We start from the raw sequence: 18,673 nt of genomic DNA on the forward strand, positions 1-18,673 counted from the left end.
AGCACGGCCGCATTGTGGCCGTGCTGCGCCGAGGGCGACCCGGAGATTTCTTTGCCCCGCTTTCTTTGGCTCCCGTAGGCAAAGAAAGCGGGCGGGCTTTTGCTCCTTTTGGCCCGGTTCCAAAAGGAGACGCATGCGGACAACACAAAAATGCCCCGGCATGCGCAAGCTGCCGGGGCATAATGTCGAGCAAAACCGCTCTAAGCGACCATCGCGCATGCGAGCGTAGCGAGTCGTCGGGCATACCTGACCCGACGCGATGGCCGCGCAGTCTATAACGATCCAACCCGGCCACCTGTCGGCTCAGATATACCGACAAAAACAACACCCCTCTTAATAAATCCCGGCCGGGCCATGAGGCTCCGGCCGGGATGTTGATATGTGAAGGGAAGAAAACAAATTTTACGCCGCAAACCGCTGCGGCACGATGTTCAACTCGTAAAGTTTCGCCACCAGCGCCTCGCAGAGAACCCGCGCCATGTTCACTTCGACGGCGTTGCCGATAAATTTTTTCTGCTCTTCCTGCGTGCCGATCAGTACGTAGTTCTCCGGGAAGCCCATGATCCGCATCAGCTCCGGGATGCGCAGCATCCGCATCCGGATGTCCACCAGTCCGTACAGCGCCATGAATTCCTTTATCCGCACCAGCATCGGCGTATCTTCCGGGTAAATCTCGTAAACCAACGTTTCGTCCTCCAGCCTGATGAACGAGGGCAGCTCCTTGCCGTCCGCTACGGCCGTCACCAGCCGCGGAGGCCGCTTATCCATGCGGGCGATCAGCGTGAAACACGGCCGATCGGTAGCGGTACCCGCCGAGGCGAACTGCGGGTTCATCAGGTATTGCCATTTGCGGTTGGCAGTCACGGTCTGGGCCGGAGCATCGAGCGAACTGCCGACGTTGCTGAAGTTGGTGTTCATGATCCACGGCGTGACGAGCCGCTGCTTCGGGTTCGTCATGACGGCCGGAGCCGGGCCATCCGTTCCTGACGTCTGGCCGCCGCCGGAATAGTAGTTGGCGAAGAACGGACGCACCAACTGAAAGCGATCCTTTGTCGTAACCGTCGGTGACGGCCGCTCGATCGACGAGTTGAACCCGTTGCCGTAGTAGGCCGAGACGAAGGCGTGGTGATCGCGGCAGGTGATCGCGCCCGCGGGCGCATCGACGGCTGTGCATTTCCCCTCCGGAGATCCGCCGAAGTGCTTGCAGAGGTAGTACACCTTGGCTACGCCGAGACGGTTCTGCGTCGCCACGGTCGGGCACGGTTCGTCGATGCCGGGTGCGACATACTTCCCGGACTGGTTCATCGAGTTGTATTTGACGAGGAACGCTTCGCGCCCGCCGGCGACGAACTTCACCAGCCCCGCGTGGATGCGGGCAAGCGATGCCTCCACGAGCGACCGCTTCCGGTCGAAGATCGACTCGCCCTCGTCCTCAAGGTCGAGGACTTCCCGCACTGGCCGCCACTTGCGAAGCTGCTGGCCGAACAGGTCGCCCTGTGCCGGGTTCTTGGTGTGAGTCGGTTTCGGAAAGACGATCGGAAGGCCGCGGCGGGCGAAGATCCCGAAGAACCGCCGGCGGGAAGTGTACGCCCCGAAGTCGGCGGCGTTCAGGATGCGGTGGCCGAAGTCGTACCCGTAGCCCCGCACGTTGTCGATCCATTTCCGGTACAGTCGCCCGGCATCCCTGCTGACGGGCTTGCCCCTCTCGTCCAGATCGCCCCACGACATAAACTCCTCCACGTTCTCGATTTGGATGTAGTCGGGGTTCAGCGCCTCGATGTAGCGGAACAGGTGTTCGGCCAGCGTGCGGCTGTCGGCGTCGCGCGGAAGGCCGCCTTTGGCCCGCGAGAAGTTCGTACACTCCAGCGAGGCCCAGAGGACGACGAAGGCATCCGGGTACTGGCGGCGCATCCGCGCGAGGTGTTCGAACAGCGGCGACAGCTCCAGCGTACGGATGTCCTCCGTGTAGTGCAGCGCATCGGGGTGGTTGGCAGCGTGCGAAGCGATGGCGTTGGCGTCGTGGTTCACGCAGGCGATCACCTTGGCGCAAGGATCTCCGCCGTGCCGCGCAAGGTGTACCCCGGTCGAGGTGCCGCCCGCACCGCAGAAAAGGTCGATGTACAAAAGTCGGATTTTATCGTTTGAATTCATTGGGATAGCTTTTTTTAAACAGGAGAAATCGGCAGCCCGGCCGTGATGGCCGGGCTGCCGTGTTGAATAGTGAAGGGAAGAAAAACAAAAATCGTTACCGTCCGGACTCCTTGATTTTGATTTCATAGTTGACAAACTCCCCGACCCGGCTATGGCCATACATGAGTTCCAGAAAATGCTCCACACTTTCAAAGGTGACTTTAATTCCATGCATGTCGCAATAATAACGGCCTTGCGTACTCTCATACAATTTCCATCGGGCAAAATTCCAATCTTCGATCGTATACCAAAATCCGTCGTGTGTTATAACAATCGTTCGCATAGTAAAAAATAGCGGCTGACCTGTACGCCGCAAGGTGTCAGTAGTTGATGATTTCGCCATTGCCGATCGTGATTTCCCGAAGGACGCAATCGACGGTGATCCGCCGCCCGTCGATGTCGATCTGCCAGCCTTCGCAGAGGTTCCGAGCCCAGACCAGACGGGTCGTATCCATTTGCAGGCCGTAGTAGATCCGGCGGCCTTCGCGGAACGTGAAGTTATGCCGCCGGATCTTCGTCGTGATGGTCTTAACGATGTCCATACCGGTAGTTTTGTGCGACGTAGCGCAAGGTGAAACTCTTGACCGCCCTATACCACGACTGCGGCGTCTCGATCGAGCGGTTCATATACTCCTTACAGCTATACTTGCCGTTGGCCGAAAGCGCCATGTACTCCTTGAGCTCACCCGTGATCCGCGTCCGAAACAGGTAGAACCACTCCCATTCGCAACACAGGGCGAGCTTGTCGGCATAGCACAACCGCGAGGGCCGAGCATCGTCCCGTCGGGAGTGGAACCGGGAATGATGCCGCGTGAACTCTTCCCAGCGTCGGCCGAAGATCCGCATGATCCGGGCCCCCAGCTCGACATGCGTTTCGCCTTCCGGGCCGTCCATGTTCGGCTTGCCCAGATAGCCCCAGTCATGGACGATAAACGCAACCCAGAGCCGGGGATCAGCCGGGAATCCGTACAACCGCCCCCAAGCGATGAAAACCAGAAAAGGATGGATAAAGATGTTATGTGCTCCGAACAGGAGGCTTTTCGTACCTACTTTCATAATTTGCAGAATTTAATTACAACGACATGACGGCCGCCAGTTGGGCCTGACGGTATTTCGGGAAGATCCAGCCGGCGACCTTGCGGCCCTGATAAGTCAGACTGGAGTTGCGCTTGGCCTTGATACGCTCCAGAACCGACACATCGGAAGGTTCGTCGGTAAAGATGGCCAGGGCCTTCGCTGAATAGTCTACGACAAGAGCCCCGCGATGCAGACGCCGCTGGGCGATAGCTGCTTCCTCGCGGCGCTGCTTCTCGGCGGCCGCCGCACGGGAAATGACCTCTTCGACCTGTTCGGCCGCCAAGAAGGTCGGGTAAGCGAGATCCGCGAAGAATCCGCTGGCCGACTCGTGTTCATCGAAGATGAAACGCGTGCGGAAGTTCCGGAGCGACTTGAGCCCGATCAGCGTGTAGGTATAGCCGGCATGCTCGTCGAACATGATTTCGGTGACGATGCACTTCTCACAAAGAGAGTCCCCAAGCATGAAGCGTTCGACCACCTGGTGCAACGTCACGACCTGTCTGGACGTGTCGTAAACGATGCCTTTCGTTAATAATGCTACCTGTGCCATAATCCTTTGATTTAGGGAGCGGGACGTCGCCCGCTCCGGTTTTCGAATCGTAAAATAATCTCTGCCTTACCTACGCAAAACTCATTTTGTTGAATAAATTACGGGCTATCGAATCGGCTGAAACCCAGCACAACCCGCGAGTAGCCTCAAATAATTCGACACTGGCACACATTTCGCCAGGACTAAAAAGCTCTTCGCGCCGTACGTTTCTACCGTCGGCCAGATCCGGAGCGATCTCTACCGCTTTGCAACACAGATCGGCACGTACACGATCGCTCATATCTCGGCGAATCAGCACAAACTTTGCACCGCCAAAAATTCGGGTGAATTCCGTTGGACGGTAATCGTAATAATCGGTCATAGCATCGCATTGACTCGAATCATAGGCGTATTTATTAGCGATCGCCTCGACCTCTTCAACCTTTGGCCCGTCTTCATATGATACTGTTATCTCATCACCTCCGGAAAAAGATTTATAACGAACCGAGAATGTAATTTGCGGAAATACGGCCCGCAATTCGCGGCGCAGATTCTCCGCGGCACTCTTCGGGTACGGTTTCAGGTCAGGATACCGGGCAATCATTTGTTTTGCTGCATTGTTAGAATCGTTTTTCATAGCTGTAATTTTTTAAGAATTTGAATTATGCGGCATATTACCAGGATATTATACCATATCTTTTTTTCAGCAACCTACGGGCTGCTTGTGTTCCTTCGTTATCCGGGTGTCCTCTGGCCACACTCAAGAGGGCTTCCAATTTCGTTTCATGCGGCGGGATTATCTCGCCCGATTTCACCAAATTGTTATATTCGTCTATGGCGGCTTTGCGTAGCTTGCTGTATTCAATAATTGCAGCCTCCGCCTCTTTCTCGAATCTTTTTTGCCCCCGAGCCGTTAAGCGCATGTTTCGCCATTTGTCATCCATGTACCCACTTATCGGAGACCTCAGCCCTCGTTGCCCTAAATAATCATCCAGTGATATTTCCATAGCATTAAAATTTTAAAATGTTTGTATTTGCGCTCCGCTGGGGCTTCGCTCCCCGCCATCCGCCGACCACATCGAGCGGAGCTGGTTAATACGTCAAAGAACTTGTTGTCGAAAACTCGCTAACATCCTCGTCACGCCCTTTATCCTTTCTATCGAACTATCATTTTCTCGAAGGTTTGCCGGGCTGTGATTTCCCTGCCGACGGATGTTTTCAAGATTTCAAAGAACGAGGGTCATCCCCTTACACGTTGCCTTCAGAGCCTTTCTGATACTCGTATGGGACGCTGACATTTTGTAATGAACATGGAGCGGCCGCCCGCTCCTCTGGAATGGGCATAGGCGGCCGCTCTCTACCGCTGAACCGGCGCAAGGGTTCCGGGAAATATTTTTGAAAAAATTTCTTCAGAGTGCCCCGGCCTGCCGGGGTAAATTTTTTCATCATAAACATAGTTCCCGAAGGGACTTCTAAGAAAATATTTCCCGGGTTCATTGCCCGGCAAAATGCAGGGTCACTACTTTGTATCAGAATGGCCTGAAGGCAACGCGTATGGGGTGACCCTTCAGGTCGCAGAAAACTTGAATTCTGACAGAGGCCGGGTAAAAACGCAGCCCGGTCAGACCCAGAGAGAAAATACCGCTCTCCCTCGCAACGCGAGGGGTGCACTGCCGCGACGTGGAGAAAAGCGCGACTTGCAACGCCCTGCAAGTCGTGCTTTTTAGGAGCGATCAAGGCGCCGGCGAACGCCGGCGCCGAAAGAAAGCCCGCGACAAAAGGGGCCGAAGCCCCTATGCCCCATTCTCGGCCGGAGCCGTGTCGAAAAGCCTCATGCACAGCTCTTCTTCGAAGAAGCGAACGACCTGCTGCACGTCGCTCAATACCGAGAAGATAAAGACCGGTTTCTCGCGCAGCTCCCTCAGCCAAGCCTTCAGGTAAGCTACGTTCTCGGCCCGGATGCCGCTCGACACGCCCAGGCCGAGGCCGACCAGGGCCGCCGAGAACTCTGCGACCAACTCCTCGCGGCCGTAAGCCGCCGTCGACGGCTCGCCCAAATGGCGGTCGAGACGGCCCGCCGAGCCGGTCGAGTGGCTCATTTCGTGCAGCATGGTCGAGTAGAAGGCTTCCAGGTCGTGAAACTGCTCTTGGCGCGGCAGGACGATCCTATCGTCACAGGGAGAGTAGAAGGCTGCATCTCCCGACTTCTGGAGAATCGGGCAGACCCACGACTGCGCGGCAAGCAGCCGCTCAAGTACGGGGTGCACGCTCCCCGACGGACGTGGCGTCATCGACTGACGCTCCAGGAGCTTCTGCCACTGTTCCGGGAAGCGCTCCTCGAAATCCGTCTGATCGAGGTTCAGAACCGGATAATAGCGTAAACTGAAGCGCAGTACATACTCGGCGCGGGCGCTTTCGGGCAAGGCGTTGTATTCCTCGACCGTAAGATACCGGCGCTGACCGTCGGTCGGATTATTCGCCTGGTAAAAAGGTTTCCAGAATACCACCGGGAACTGTTTGGAGCCCTTCCTGACCGTCAGGCCGCGTTCTTTGGCCTGACGAAAGGTCAGGAATACCGGAGTCCGGTAACCCTTGACTTCCGTAAGCATGAGCAGCGTCAAAAGGTTCGTGCCGGCATACCTCTTACCCGTGATGTTGCAGGGAAGGAGGCCCTGGCCGTAGAACCACGGCTTTTGCCACGTTTGAGTCATGGATTCGATTTTCAAGACCAGCAGCTCGGCGATGTGCGTCGAGACCTTTTCGAGAACCTGTGAATGTCCCATTGATTTGTTGCAGACTTTATACTCCTGCGCCGGAGCTTTACACTGCCGAAACACTCGGAACAGCGATGCGGCTACCAGCCGGTCGCGGAGACTGCACCATAGGCAAGGACACGCAAGGAAATATTTACCGACGGCGCAGCCGGAGGGCGCTGCGCGCGGATCAATATTTCCGCAGCGTGCACGCGGGCGGCCTCGGCATGATGCCGAGGCCGATCCTTGCCGCTGTCGCCGCGACTTCGGCTAACTTTGCGTCGTGTTGTGAGTGAGGCGACCGCTCTCCCCCGGCCGCCGAGTTCGCTTGTCGAGCGACGGCGGACGCGAGCGGGCCGGGCGGCATCGTCGCCCGGCCGCGCGAGTTCAGGGGGCTGCGGCCGGGTCGCCCCGACGGCAGGCGAAGGCTGCCGGGCGGCCGGCTGCCATAGCGGCGTAGGGACTCTTTGTGATGAATCACAAAGAATAAGACACGAACAAAAAAAGTGGGGAAAATTCCCCACCTCGATCAGTCGATGATAATAATGTCCCCGCCAATACCGAGCTCCTGAAGCTCGCAAACCAGTTTACCGAGATCCTTGGCTGCCTGTTTATCCGGATCGGATTCAGGTGTATTCTTCCAGACCTCGATGTCTGCATCATAGTTGTCGGTGCGCTCGACCAATTCGTCGATTTTATCGACAAGTTCTGTAAAGCAAACATCTTCGACACGGGTTTTGGCATGCCCCATGTCGTCCTGCAGCTCGACCTCGAAATAGTCGGAGCCCGGATTATACAGCACGGCGACATATCCTGTATGCTTGAAACCTTGCACCCGGAAACGCAACCCCTCCATGCCGTCCTCTTTATAGACGGAAGGCTGATGGTATCCCCAAGACATGATGATCTGAGGAGCGGATTTCAAAATCGACGTGATGTACTGTGCCATTTCTTCCATGACTTTAATGCAGACTTTATCCTCCTGCGCCGGAGTTCTACGCTGCCGAAACGCTCGGAACAGCGATGCGGCGATCAGCCGGTCACGGAGACTGCACCATAGGCAAGAACACGCAAGGAAATATTTACCGACGGCGCAGCCGGAGGGCGCTGCGCGCGGATCAATATTTCCGCAGCGTGCACGCGGGCGGCCGAGGCATCATGCCGAGGCCGATCCTTGCCGCTGTCGACGTGACTTCGGCTAACTTTGCGTCGTGTTGTGAGTGAGGCGACCGCTCTCCCCCGGACGCCGATTTCGCTTGTCGAGCGACGGCGGACGCGAGCGGGCCGAGCGGCATCGTCGCCCGGAGGCGCGAGTTCAGGGGGCGCATGGCCGCGCATGGGGATCACAGATCCGCGCGGCGACATAGCCGGGGATCCGGCAGTCGGCTATGGCCGGTTCCGCTTCCACCCGAATATTATTCCCCGTATAATAATATCAGCATCCGCAAACTCCGTGAGAACCGCGCCCCAAGGCGCGGCGCGAAAAACAAGCGGCCCGGCTGGTTAGAACCAGCCGGGCCGCGATGTTGATGGGTGAAGGGAAGAAATTACAAGAGCCATTTCTTTCCCTTATCTGTCTTGCTCCAAATTAATATTGCCACTGCAAAAGCAATAATAAAAATAAAAATCCAAAATGCCGCCATACTTATTCCTCCTGTGTTTTATTTGTTTCTTTCTGCCGAAGTAACCCCAAGCCAATAAACAAGCAACTCAATGTCGCCCCGATCCCTCCGACATAAACAAGCCATCGCGAATTCTCTATATCACTAATTAAGGCCCCAACGACAACTGCCGTTAGAAGATATTTGGCAATATCCATGAACCATTTACCCAATTCCTTTCTCATAGGTGCAAATATAGCAAATTTTTCACCGAAATAGATAGACTTTGAAAACATCGACGGCGCAATGGCCGTCGATGTTCGTAAGGTCAGACCTGAAAATTCGTGACCCGATAAATCACACGGGCACGGGGCTTGTTCTCTTTATCCAGCCACGCTTCGACCTTATCATAGGCTTCCACGTAGATAAAACGGCCTTTCTTCAGCAGATTGACGATTCCCTCGGCTGAGTTCTCCGGCTTGACATAGATTTCGCAATCCGCCCACTGGGCTTCCTTGATCGGGTTGCCCTGTTCGTCTTTGGCATCCGTATCCCGTTCTGCATACGCCACGCTGAACGATACGAATTTGTGACCGCCCTGCCCCTCGCGGCATTCGGCATCCTTACCGAGATTACCGGTAATCGTGATTCTCTTCATAGAAATTTGAACGATTGACCTATACATCGTGAGGTTCTGCGAGGCACTGCACCTCTAATTTACATAAAATATTTTAGTTATTAATGACAATTCCGGTCGTTTTGTCTATCAATTGATAATTTGTGAAAGCCGCATTATCGCTGCTTTCAAATTTCAGATAAACCCAATCAACCCATATTATCGCATGGTTGTAGCACTCACACTTCTCAGTCAAGACGATCGTTTTATTTTGCGCCGGGTATTTTTTCGTGAGCGTTACGCGCGCCTGTATCTCGTGTGGTGCGTCGGAAGCGAAATAATCGAAATATAGGAGCTGGGTGCCGTTCTCGTCATCCAGCGAAAACCAAGACACATAACACAAGCCTTTGATCCCTGCGACATAATTGTAGCGCTCAAGCGCTTTATTCAGCCAAGCATGGGCGGCTTTCTCGTCGGGGAACTCCTTTTGTAATAACACTTGGTTACACATCTTGTCGGTGTAGGTTTTCGTAAGACAGACTGTTGCTAAATAAGTTTTCATAATTGTAAAATTTTAAAAGGTTAAATAGTGTGCTCCGCTGGGGCTTCGCTCCCCGCCATCCGCCGATCACATCGAGCGGAGCTGGTTAATACGTCAAAGAACTTTATTGCTGAAATCTCGCTAACATCCTCGTCACGCCCTTTATCCTTTCAATCAAACATATCATTTTCTCGAAGGTTTACCGGGCTGTGGTTTCCCAGCCGACGGATGTTTTCAAGATTTCAAAGAACGAGGGGTCATCCCCTTACACGTTGCCTTCAGAGCCTTTCTGATACTCGTATCGAACACTGACATTTTGAAATAAAAATGGAGCGGCCGCCCGTTCCTCTGGAATGGGCATAGGCGGTCGCTCTCTACCGCTAAACCGGCGCAAGGGTTCCGGGAAATATTTTTGAAAAAATTTCTTCAGCGTGCCCCGGCCTGCCGGGGTAAATTTTTTCATCATAAACATAGTTCCCGAAAGGACTCCTAAGAAAATATTTCGCGGGTTCATTGCCCGGCAAAATGCAGTGTTCGTACTTTGTATCAGAATGGTCTGAAGGCAACGTGTAAGGGATGAGACCCGTCAGGTCGCAGAAATCTTGAATTCAGCCGGAGTGCGAAACCACAGCCCGGTCAGACCCAGAGAGAAAATACCGCTCTCCCTCGCAACGCGAGGGGTGCTCTGCCGCGACGTGGAGAAACGAACGACTTGCAGGGCGTTGCAAGTCGTTCGTTTTAGGAGCGACCAATGCCCCGCCTGCGGGGCATGGTATGAAATTACGAGCAAAAAAAGAGAGCCGGCGAACCGGCCCTCTACATTACCTTTTGGAAAATAATGTCTTCAACTTGATCTCGGCGGCCACTTCCGGACACACTTTTGCCATACGTCCAATTTTTTGAATCTGATTTTCGTTAGGCGTACATTTACGCAACCAACGTACGATGTCATCGGAATAGTTTTCCGTCACTTCAACCAGCTGGTCGATTATTTCTGACAATTTGCAGGCAGAAATATATTCGACCGATTCGACAACTTCACCACTCTCATCGATAAGTTCAATGTCGAAATAACCATCCAAAGAATTGGGGAAAATCACAACGGCTCCCTGATGTTTGAACCCACTGACCTTGAGTATAAAAGCCTTCCGACCAGCAAGGGTGCCACCAGCACCGCAGGTCACATTCCAACTCATGAGATTCAACGGTTTTTCAGCGAGAATCGACATAATTAAATCTGATGTAGACATAGCTTTTTGCAGACTTTATCCTCCTGCGCCGGAGTTCTACACTGCCGAAACACTCGGAACAGCGATGCGGCCCCAGCCGATCACGGCGACTGCCCGAAGGCAAGGACACGCAAGGAAATATTTACCGACGGCTCGGCCGGAGGGCGCAACGCGCGGATCAATATTTCCGCACCGGGCCCACGGGCGGCCGGCCTGAACAGGACGGGCGATCCTTGCCGCTGTCGCCGCGATGTCGGCTACCTTTGCGTCGTGTTGTGAGTGAGAGTACCGCTCCCCCCGGCCGCCGAGTTCGCTTGTCGAGCGACGGCGGACGCGAGCGTGACGGGCGGCATGGTCGCCCGGCCGCGCGAGTTCAGGGGGCTGCGGCCGGGTCGCCGCGAACGGCAGGCGAAGTCTGCCGGGCGACCGGCTGCCCAACCGGCAAAGGAATTCTTTGTGATGAATCACAAACTTTCCCCTTGCAGGTGAACGGAACAGACCCCCCCCGGAGTTTCTACTCCGGGGCAACAAGTTACGGAAGCTCGTGAATTGTGATGAAATTCTCAGGGCAGAAGCAACGCCAGGCATTCCGCTCAAGGTCGAAATAATGCACACAGTCGTTTGTCGAACGGCTGCGGGATTTACTTCCGGCCCGGTACTCTTCCAGCAAGCAGGGCTTCAGTGTCCCGAAAGCCTCCCGGAGTGTCCCGTCCTGTTTGCGGCAACTGAATCTCACGGCCCGGTTACGCAACTGGATCAGGAGATTATCCAGTTCGTCCGTTTGCTGTAACGCTTCGTTGACTGCGTTTTCGACATCCAACCGCAAGGGCCAGTGCGGTAAATTGTACTTGCCCCGCAGTTTCTTCGTGAGAATCCGAATTAAACGCTCGTTATCCATAACTTTTTTGCAGACTTTATCCTCCTGCGCCGGAGTTCTAATACTGCCGAAACACTCGGAACAGCGATGCGGCTCAAGCCGATCACGGCGACTGCCCGAAGGCAAGGACACAGAAGGAAATATTTACCGACGGCGCGGCCGGAGGGCGAAGCGGATCAATATTTCCGCACTGGGCCCACGGGCGGCCGGCCTGAACAGGACGGGCGATCCTTGCCGCTGTCGACGCGATGTCGGCTAACTTTGCATCAATGTTGTGAGTGAGAATACCGCTCTCCCCCGGCCGCCGAGTTCGCTTGTCGAGCGACGGCGGACGCGAGCCGTGACGGGCGGCACCGTCGCCCGGAGGCGCGAGTTCAGGGGGCGCATGGCCGCGCATGGGGATCACAGATCCGCGCGGCGACATAGCCGGGGATCCGGCAGCCGGCTATGGCCGGTTCCGCTTCCGCCCGAATATTATTCCCGTATAATAATATCAGCATCCGCAAACTCCGTGAGAACCGCGCCCCCAAGGCGCGGCGCGAAAAACAAGCGGCCCGGCTGGTTCTAACCAGCCGGGCCGCGATGTTGATGGGTGAAGGGAAGAAAGCAGCTTTAGTTCTTCACTATATATGCCCAATAATGGAGTTTGTGTAGTTCATTATCCATTTGAATATTATTGTAATATAATAATATTCGATGGTAAGTACGAAAAAAGGCACCTCGAATATTATCCAAAGCACCTTTACAAAACGGAAGAACCACAGTTCCTACTTGTCTCCAGCACAAACACTGTTAATCTACTGCTGTCTCCCTTACCGCAAATATAATCATTATCGAACGAATCATACCGAAGAGGTAGCATATACCGTAATATTATTATAATACCGATATTATAGTAATACTCGTAATATTATAATATCCGGCACATAGGTTGTACGCGACGGGAACGAGAGTGCAAATATTATTGTAATATTTATATTAGAATAATATTCAAAAACAATACAGAGCTGATTATCTGCGCAATACAACAGATATTATTATATTATAATACTATCTGTATTACAATATTATCCTCTAAAAAAATAATCAGCGGATTATTTGCAGAATAGAAAACACAAAGCTACTTTTGCAATGAAGGGAAGAAAAAACGCACCGTTTATCTGGGGCTTTTTCTTCAAAATATAGTAAGCGTCGGAGACTTCGGAAACGAGTCTCCGATTTTTTTGCAAAAATGTTACCTATTCGAGGAACACGAATCTATTTTCTTCCCTTCACGATTCAACATCTTTTCCCAGCCATTTTGTCAATATATCGAGCAAAAAAACCTTATTCGGCCTCGCGCGCGCGTATTACGGTAACTTACCGTAGTAATGTTTTTGTTGTATAACAAGTTGAATAAAATGTTTACCAATGTTGAATAGTGAATTTATCAAAGATAAATTCTTTGATAAATATATATATATAAAGTAGAATTTGCAGAAATGTTACGTATTGTCCCCGGAAATTTGCAAGAATGTTACCTGTTTTTTTGCAGAAATATTACCTATTATTCCGCCCAAAAATAGTTTTTTGCAAAAATGTTACATATTCCCAACGCCATACATAGGCATCGGCATGGCCATATACGATTCGTTCAAACTGGCATATTTTTTACTGAATGACAGGTTTCTATACATTTGGGCTGCCTTGATCTCAAAAATTTCATCTTCAGACAAATTACTGGCCACAAAATCGAGAACCATGCGATTTGCAATATCTACTTTCTTCATATTAAATGAGATATAGCTTTTTGTCACGTTTTTTTTACCGTGACCAAGAGCAGCAGCGATCGTATCTTCCGGAACATCGAGAACCGAGGCCAACGTCGCCCACGTGTCGCGCGCATAATACGATCGCAGAAAAGGGTAGAGGCCGGTTTTCGTTTTTTTCCCCCAACGTGCTTTATCAACTTCAACCCTGCCAAACTCCTTCAGATGCTTGTTCATCATCTTCAGGAACGATCTGTAATCAGCACGTTCGTCCATGAAGCAAAGCAAATATTTCTTTCCCCTCCAGCGGTTGATGATCTCTTGGGCTTCGGGTTCAACCTTGATCGAATAGCGTTTCTTCGTTTTCTGACGACTGAACTCTATTCGACCGCCCACCATATCAGTCGGACGTAACAGAAGCAGATCGCCGATATTAATTCCAATCAGGTAAAAAGAGAGCATAAACACATCCAAATACCGCTGGCAGAATTCCTCAGCGGGAAAATCCCGGATAATTCGCAGATCCTTTACCGGCAGCGCCAGTTTCACAGGCTCTTCCGATGGCATTTCGAATTTTTTGAAGGGATACCAGTTCGCTTCCGCCACACCATAGGTCACTGCATCATTAAACAGGGTTCGCAGGTTTCGCAAATGAAGGTTTACACCATTGGGAGTCAGTCTTCGCACACCAGGTATAGCCCGCCCCTTGGCATCGAGGTGCTGCGAGAAGAGGAAACGCTCAAAGCCCAGCAGCCAAGCCTTATCGACATCTCTGAAAGACAACTTTCCTTTATCGTATGCCAAGATTTTCTTCAGCGTATGTTCGTGTGTGCCCCGCGTCGATGCGTTTGCGATGCGGTCGATATATTGCTCGTAATAGTCGATCAGGTCACCCCGCGCCGAGCAGGACACCGTTTGCGATGCAACAAGATATTGCTTCACCTCGCGGGTCGACATATTGGCGAGTTGGCCTGAAACCTCCAGCACGGTCAGTTTTTTCTCAAGAGACAACAACTGCTCCTGAAGGGCCATGTTAAATAGCCTTTTCGATTTGTGTTTGACGATTCGGCACGTCTGGGAATTCCAGTTCTCCGGAGCAAGGTAGATTTTCACAGGGATCTGGAATACGATCGAGCGTGTCGCCGAAACTGAAATTTTTAACGGATACAATTCGTCTTTTTTGCGCTGAACCCTAAGATCCAGAAATGGTTTTAATGTAGCCATAAATTTTTTAGCAAAACCAGTAGCAAAACCATTTGCACAAAATAGCACACTTTTGCACACTTTTCTCCTCTTACAGAACGCAGGGATAAAAAAGAGAAAAGCGGCTAAAAATACGTTCTACACGCATCTCTGACCGCTTTTTGATTAGTGGGAGCTGAGGGATTCGAACCCCCGACCCTCTGCTTGTAAGGCAGACGCTCTGAACCAACTGAGCTAAGCTCCCCTTTTGCTGAATTGCGAGTGCAAATGTATGATAAATAAATCATTCCTGCAAGACCTCGCTTCATTTTGGGAAATCTTTTTTCGCTGGCTGTTCGTTCGGTTTACACGCTGGTTTACACATTTGCATAAAGCCAATGCTGGTTAAACAATAGTGAATTAGTTGATAATCTTATATTTGAATAAGAGAGGATAAACTTTACAAAGGGGCCTATAAATATACCCCTTTGCAAAGTCTGTCCTCGTATCTGTTGAGAAAACGCGTGGGAAAATTTTCCCCTGCTCTCTCCTTTTAAGAGAGTGTTTGTTGCTTTTGTATCTATATGAACTGCTCTAAATATTTCTCGTTGAAACCCGTGAGTGGAAATTTGAAATCTTTCTGTGTACCGTCTATTGCCGTATAGCTGAATACGACCGTATCGCTCTTAATATGGGCTTCAAAAAGATTGAGCATACAGTTGGACTTGGGAATATCTACCATGTTAGGTAATATAATGGCGAGACAACCCTCCTCTACGGCTTTTGGATTTAGCAGATAGGAGAATCCTGCCATATAATGACCCCGTCTCTGAAAACAGATGGTCATATCTTTCGTAGGGTCGATGTCGAGTTCAAAGATATAGTGAAATTCTCGTGGCGTAGGATCATCAGTTCTACGTCCTACGAACAGACAGACGCCGTAAATATTATCATAAGATACGCCTTTGGCGATATACGATACTTGAACATCGTCGATAGTTTCTGTGCCTGTTTTTCAATCAATACTTGGTGTTTTTCTTTTCATTTTAGCTAAAATTTATGTTGTGATTAAATCTTTGATTATGATGTAAATATAGTAAAAATTTATGAAATATGCAAGTAATATAAAAAGGACAAGCTAATAATTAGATTTTTTAGTTTTTAATTATTAGCTTGTCCTTCCTATCAATTTTGCAACGAGTTTATATAGGAAACATATGAATCAAAATTCGCAAACAGCTCTTGTGTTTTCACTGTGTCCCGCCGCGCTAATATGTCGCACATAACCAGAATCAAATGAAACTGAAAAAGCATAATGATATGTTATATCCGTGCTATCTGCTGCTGCCCAATATGATCCAGATAATAAAGGATAACCAACTTTTTGTAAACTTTGATTTAATATATTCTTGTTATAATATACTTGTAATAGCTCTTCTTTTGATGGCAATTTCCATGCTGCACCTAATTGTTCACACCATTCTTCTACACCATCTACCCATTCCATCCGCCCTGATTCATTAATCGATATTGCTTTACCATGATGATTCTCTGCTAATTCGTAAATAATACCATTATTTCCATCTATATTGATGCAGTATCCAATTTTGAGAATCCCATTTACAGATGTTATCGGCATTGTTGTGTTGGAACAGTAAAAGTAGTCCAGATTAATATTTTTAGATATGTTAATTTCTGTTATTGAATTTCCTCGGCAATCCAAATATGTTAATTTTTGATTATTGATTACCTCTAATTCATTCAATTGATTGTCGTAACATTTTAAACTTTTCAATTCCGAACAATTAGATATAAGCAATGTTGGTAATTGATTGCTATGACAGTCTAAATCATTTAGAGATAAACAATTATTGACGTCAAGGTTCTTTAATTGATTTTCATAGCAATTTATCGTTTGCAATGCAACATTATTGCTTAAATCAAGTGCAGTCAGATTATTTGCAAAACAATCCAATGTTTGCAATGCTCTATTGGTCGATAAATCCAATGCAGAAAGAATATTTGAGCTGCAATCAACGTATTTAATCGCATAACATTTATTAGTGTTTAGCGATGTTAATTGCGCATTATCCGTGCAATTAAGTGTTATCAGTGTTGGCAGTTCACTCAAATCAACTGCTTTCAAATATGCATTACTTGAAATATCTGCTTTCGTCCATTTAGCATATCCACCGAGAACCAATGATTGCAAAGAGGAATTTTTTACACTAATAGTCGATTGCGATACGCAATTAGATGAACTGCTTATCAAGTAAAGGGCTGTTAAATTACCACAATTCTTAATATTCAACGAGGTCAATAATCGGCATGAATGACAATAGAGTTTTTCGAGTTTTGTATTATTGCTAACATCCAACGCCTTTATAACATTTGATGCACAATTATAATAGGTCAAGGCGGGATTCGTATTTGTGTCTATTGCTGTCAAACTATTCGTGTTGCAGTCCAAATAAGATAGATTTTCCAATCCGCCTATTTTTAAATCCACAAGACTGTTTGAGAAGCATTTAATCTCTGTAAGTTGCGTATTTTGTGTCAAATCCAATTCGACCACACTATTATTTGAGCAGTCCAACGTTTTAAGATTGGCAAAATATTCTACGCCTTTTAACGAATAAATGGATTTACCATTACATTTGATAAATGTTATTTTAAGGGCCTCTTTTGTGTCTATTTCTTTGTCGCCGTTAGTATCAAAATTGGCTGTTAAATAGGCTTTGAATAGCGGGTCTTCAAATGTAAGCACATCGGCAACATCACCTTTTTGCACAATAGTTATTGTTTGGGAAACATTCTTATCCGCATTTTGAATCGTGATATACCCAGTACGGGATTGAGAGCCATCGTTTGATGCTATATTGAAATTCAATGTCCGCTCAGTCATTGCACGGGTGCTGACATGAGTAATCCATGTGTCGGTTTCTGGAATTGTGACAAGTAAATCCGTATTGCTTTGTAAAACCACTTGTAAGGTCTGCTGTTCATAGGTCAATTCATAATCCGATTCAGACAGAATAATTGCATCCTTTTGTAGTTGTGTAATCGTTACTTTGCATGAGGTCGTACCATCTACACCAGCCAATGTAATATCGGCAGAACGACCATCATAAGATTCATTTTCAGCAACAGAAAAACGAATATTCTCTCCCTGCGATTGAATGCTCAACCACGTTTTTGCATCTTGTGGAATCTGAATAGTATAATCTATATTGGCTGTAACGGCAACATCCAACAAGCCTCCTGCGGCATTGACTGTATAGGTGTCTTGCACGGTGGTTATGGTATTTCCTACCCCTTTTAACGTAATTGTTTTCATGTAGGAATTATTCTGGGCATCTGTCAGAATAATCAGAATCTTTCCATCACGAATAGGATTAGGTGCGGTAATAGCGATTGTTCCAGTCAATTTTGTTTGCTCCGTAATCTCGACTTTCCAACCTGCCTGCTCAAAGGTTTCGATAGTTACCGTTTCCGAGGAAGAGGTTATCGTATAATTCAGCGTTTTCGTTTCTCCTGCTGAAATATTGATAAGATCGGAAGAATCGAAACGTATAGACAATGCTACACTTTTAGGGATTGTAATAATCGTATCATCGGCTAATGTAAAATAAACATTTTCATCATCTTCTGTTACGCTTTTGAAAATGCTACTGCCATCTTTGCCGTCTGTTCCATCCTTTCCATCTTCTCCTGTAGCCTTGCCTAATTGCGTCCAGTTCGTTCCGTTGTCATAGGAAATCCACCAATAACCCTCTCGGATTTCGAGTTTAGGAGTAACGCCGTCTTTGCCATTCGTTCCATCTTCTCCACCCGAACCGTCTGCACCATCTTTACCGTCCGTGCCCTCTGCTTTAATTTTATTTCCTTTATCATCTTTCAGCCAGTCACCGTTGAGCGTCCAATAATAAACGCCATCCGTGTCTTGTTTTACACCGATGGTAGGTGTTACGCCATCTTTCCCATTAGTTCCATCCTCACCATTAACACCATCTTCTCCGTCTTTACCATCTGTACCATTATAAATCGTAATAGAATTGCTTTTTGCAAAAGTTATCGTATAGCCAATAATTTCACCATCATTAGTTATTGGCGTAACACTCGTTATATAATCGTTATTCTGTAATGCTGTTATGATGGTCTGCAACGATGAAATATTCGTATTCATTTGCTTGCAACGTTCTTCCAATATTGTAAGCCGATTTTCGAGGTCATTCAAATCATTACGCAATGCACTATCATCATACTTGTCGCTACAACCCAATAACAACAAGCCACACATGAGTAAGGATAATGTTTTTTTCATACAATT

General features: G+C 49.2%; 17 protein-coding genes and 1 tRNA gene. All 18 read right to left on the reverse strand.

Features of this window, described 5'->3' with window-relative positions; translation table 11 throughout:
* Positions 1 to 402 precede the first annotated feature (402 nt).
* The 18 genes from ALFI_RS04075 to ALFI_RS16425 all read right to left on the reverse strand — a co-directional run bounded on the left by ALFI_RS04075 (position 403) and on the right by ALFI_RS16425 (position 18,667).
* Entirely contained in the window at positions 403 to 2,151 is a 1,749-nt protein-coding gene (locus ALFI_RS04075; RefSeq protein ID WP_014774884.1) for a DNA cytosine methyltransferase, read from the reverse strand.
* Between the two features lie 94 nt (positions 2,152 to 2,245).
* Entirely contained in the window at positions 2,246 to 2,533 is a 288-nt protein-coding gene (locus tag ALFI_RS04080; RefSeq protein WP_229100573.1) for a hypothetical protein, read from the reverse strand.
* Positions 2,511 to 2,732: a hypothetical protein gene (locus tag ALFI_RS04085; protein ID WP_009597012.1), complete on the reverse strand. Its 222-nt coding sequence runs from the start codon at positions 2,730 to 2,732 to the stop codon at positions 2,511 to 2,513. Before ALFI_RS04085 ends, ALFI_RS04080 begins: the two co-directional genes overlap by 23 nt.
* Entirely contained in the window at positions 2,719 to 3,246 is a 528-nt protein-coding gene (locus ALFI_RS04090; protein ID WP_014774885.1) for a hypothetical protein, read from the reverse strand. Before ALFI_RS04090 ends, ALFI_RS04085 begins: the two co-directional genes overlap by 14 nt.
* A gap of 16 nt (positions 3,247 to 3,262) precedes the next feature.
* Complete coding sequence (locus ALFI_RS04095) at positions 3,263 to 3,760, reverse strand: hypothetical protein (RefSeq protein ID WP_244265004.1); 498 nt, start codon at positions 3,758 to 3,760, stop codon at positions 3,263 to 3,265.
* 127 nt (positions 3,761 to 3,887) lie between these two features.
* Positions 3,888 to 4,433: an LPD29 domain-containing protein gene (locus ALFI_RS04100; protein ID WP_014774407.1), complete on the reverse strand. Its 546-nt coding sequence runs from the start codon at positions 4,431 to 4,433 to the stop codon at positions 3,888 to 3,890.
* A 37-nt stretch (positions 4,434 to 4,470) separates the two neighbouring features.
* A complete protein-coding gene (locus tag ALFI_RS04105; protein WP_014774406.1) occupies positions 4,471 to 4,803 on the reverse strand; it encodes a hypothetical protein in 333 nt (110 codons plus the stop codon).
* A gap of 786 nt (positions 4,804 to 5,589) precedes the next feature.
* Complete coding sequence (locus ALFI_RS04115) at positions 5,590 to 6,579, reverse strand: ArdC family protein (RefSeq protein WP_014774887.1); 990 nt, start codon at positions 6,577 to 6,579, stop codon at positions 5,590 to 5,592.
* A gap of 499 nt (positions 6,580 to 7,078) precedes the next feature.
* Positions 7,079 to 7,507, reverse strand: a complete 429-nt coding sequence (locus tag ALFI_RS04125; protein ID WP_052312777.1) for a hypothetical protein — start codon at positions 7,505 to 7,507, stop codon at positions 7,079 to 7,081.
* Positions 7,508 to 8,194: 687 nt separating this feature from the next.
* A complete protein-coding gene (locus tag ALFI_RS04130) occupies positions 8,195 to 8,395 on the reverse strand; it encodes a DUF6722 family protein (RefSeq protein WP_014774889.1) in 201 nt (66 codons plus the stop codon).
* 83 nt (positions 8,396 to 8,478) lie between these two features.
* Complete coding sequence (locus ALFI_RS04135) at positions 8,479 to 8,808, reverse strand: single-stranded DNA-binding protein (RefSeq protein WP_081488078.1); 330 nt, start codon at positions 8,806 to 8,808, stop codon at positions 8,479 to 8,481.
* Between the two features lie 73 nt (positions 8,809 to 8,881).
* Positions 8,882 to 9,328: a hypothetical protein gene (locus ALFI_RS04140; protein WP_014774890.1), complete on the reverse strand. Its 447-nt coding sequence runs from the start codon at positions 9,326 to 9,328 to the stop codon at positions 8,882 to 8,884.
* A 244-nt stretch (positions 9,329 to 9,572) separates the two neighbouring features.
* Complete coding sequence (locus tag ALFI_RS04145) at positions 9,573 to 9,773, reverse strand: hypothetical protein (protein WP_130066107.1); 201 nt, start codon at positions 9,771 to 9,773, stop codon at positions 9,573 to 9,575.
* A gap of 355 nt (positions 9,774 to 10,128) precedes the next feature.
* Complete coding sequence (locus tag ALFI_RS04150) at positions 10,129 to 10,557, reverse strand: hypothetical protein (RefSeq protein ID WP_130063065.1); 429 nt, start codon at positions 10,555 to 10,557, stop codon at positions 10,129 to 10,131.
* A 511-nt stretch (positions 10,558 to 11,068) separates the two neighbouring features.
* A complete protein-coding gene (locus ALFI_RS04155; protein WP_014774893.1) occupies positions 11,069 to 11,434 on the reverse strand; it encodes an SH3 beta-barrel fold-containing protein in 366 nt (121 codons plus the stop codon).
* Positions 11,435 to 12,993: 1,559 nt separating this feature from the next.
* Positions 12,994 to 14,385 carry a tyrosine-type recombinase/integrase gene (locus ALFI_RS04165; RefSeq protein WP_014774895.1) on the reverse strand — a complete coding sequence of 464 codons (1,392 nt, stop codon included), beginning with the start codon at positions 14,383 to 14,385 and terminating at the stop codon, positions 12,994 to 12,996.
* A 148-nt stretch (positions 14,386 to 14,533) separates the two neighbouring features.
* Positions 14,534 to 14,608 (reverse strand) — tRNA-Val (locus ALFI_RS04170).
* 957 nt (positions 14,609 to 15,565) lie between these two features.
* Positions 15,566 to 18,667: a PL29 family lyase N-terminal domain-containing protein gene (locus ALFI_RS16425; RefSeq protein ID WP_081488079.1), complete on the reverse strand. Its 3,102-nt coding sequence runs from the start codon at positions 18,665 to 18,667 to the stop codon at positions 15,566 to 15,568.
* Between the last annotated feature and the right edge of the window lie 6 nt (positions 18,668 to 18,673).

Source organism: Alistipes finegoldii DSM 17242 (assembly GCF_000265365.1).
Lineage (GTDB): Bacteria > Bacteroidota > Bacteroidia > Bacteroidales > Rikenellaceae > Alistipes > Alistipes finegoldii.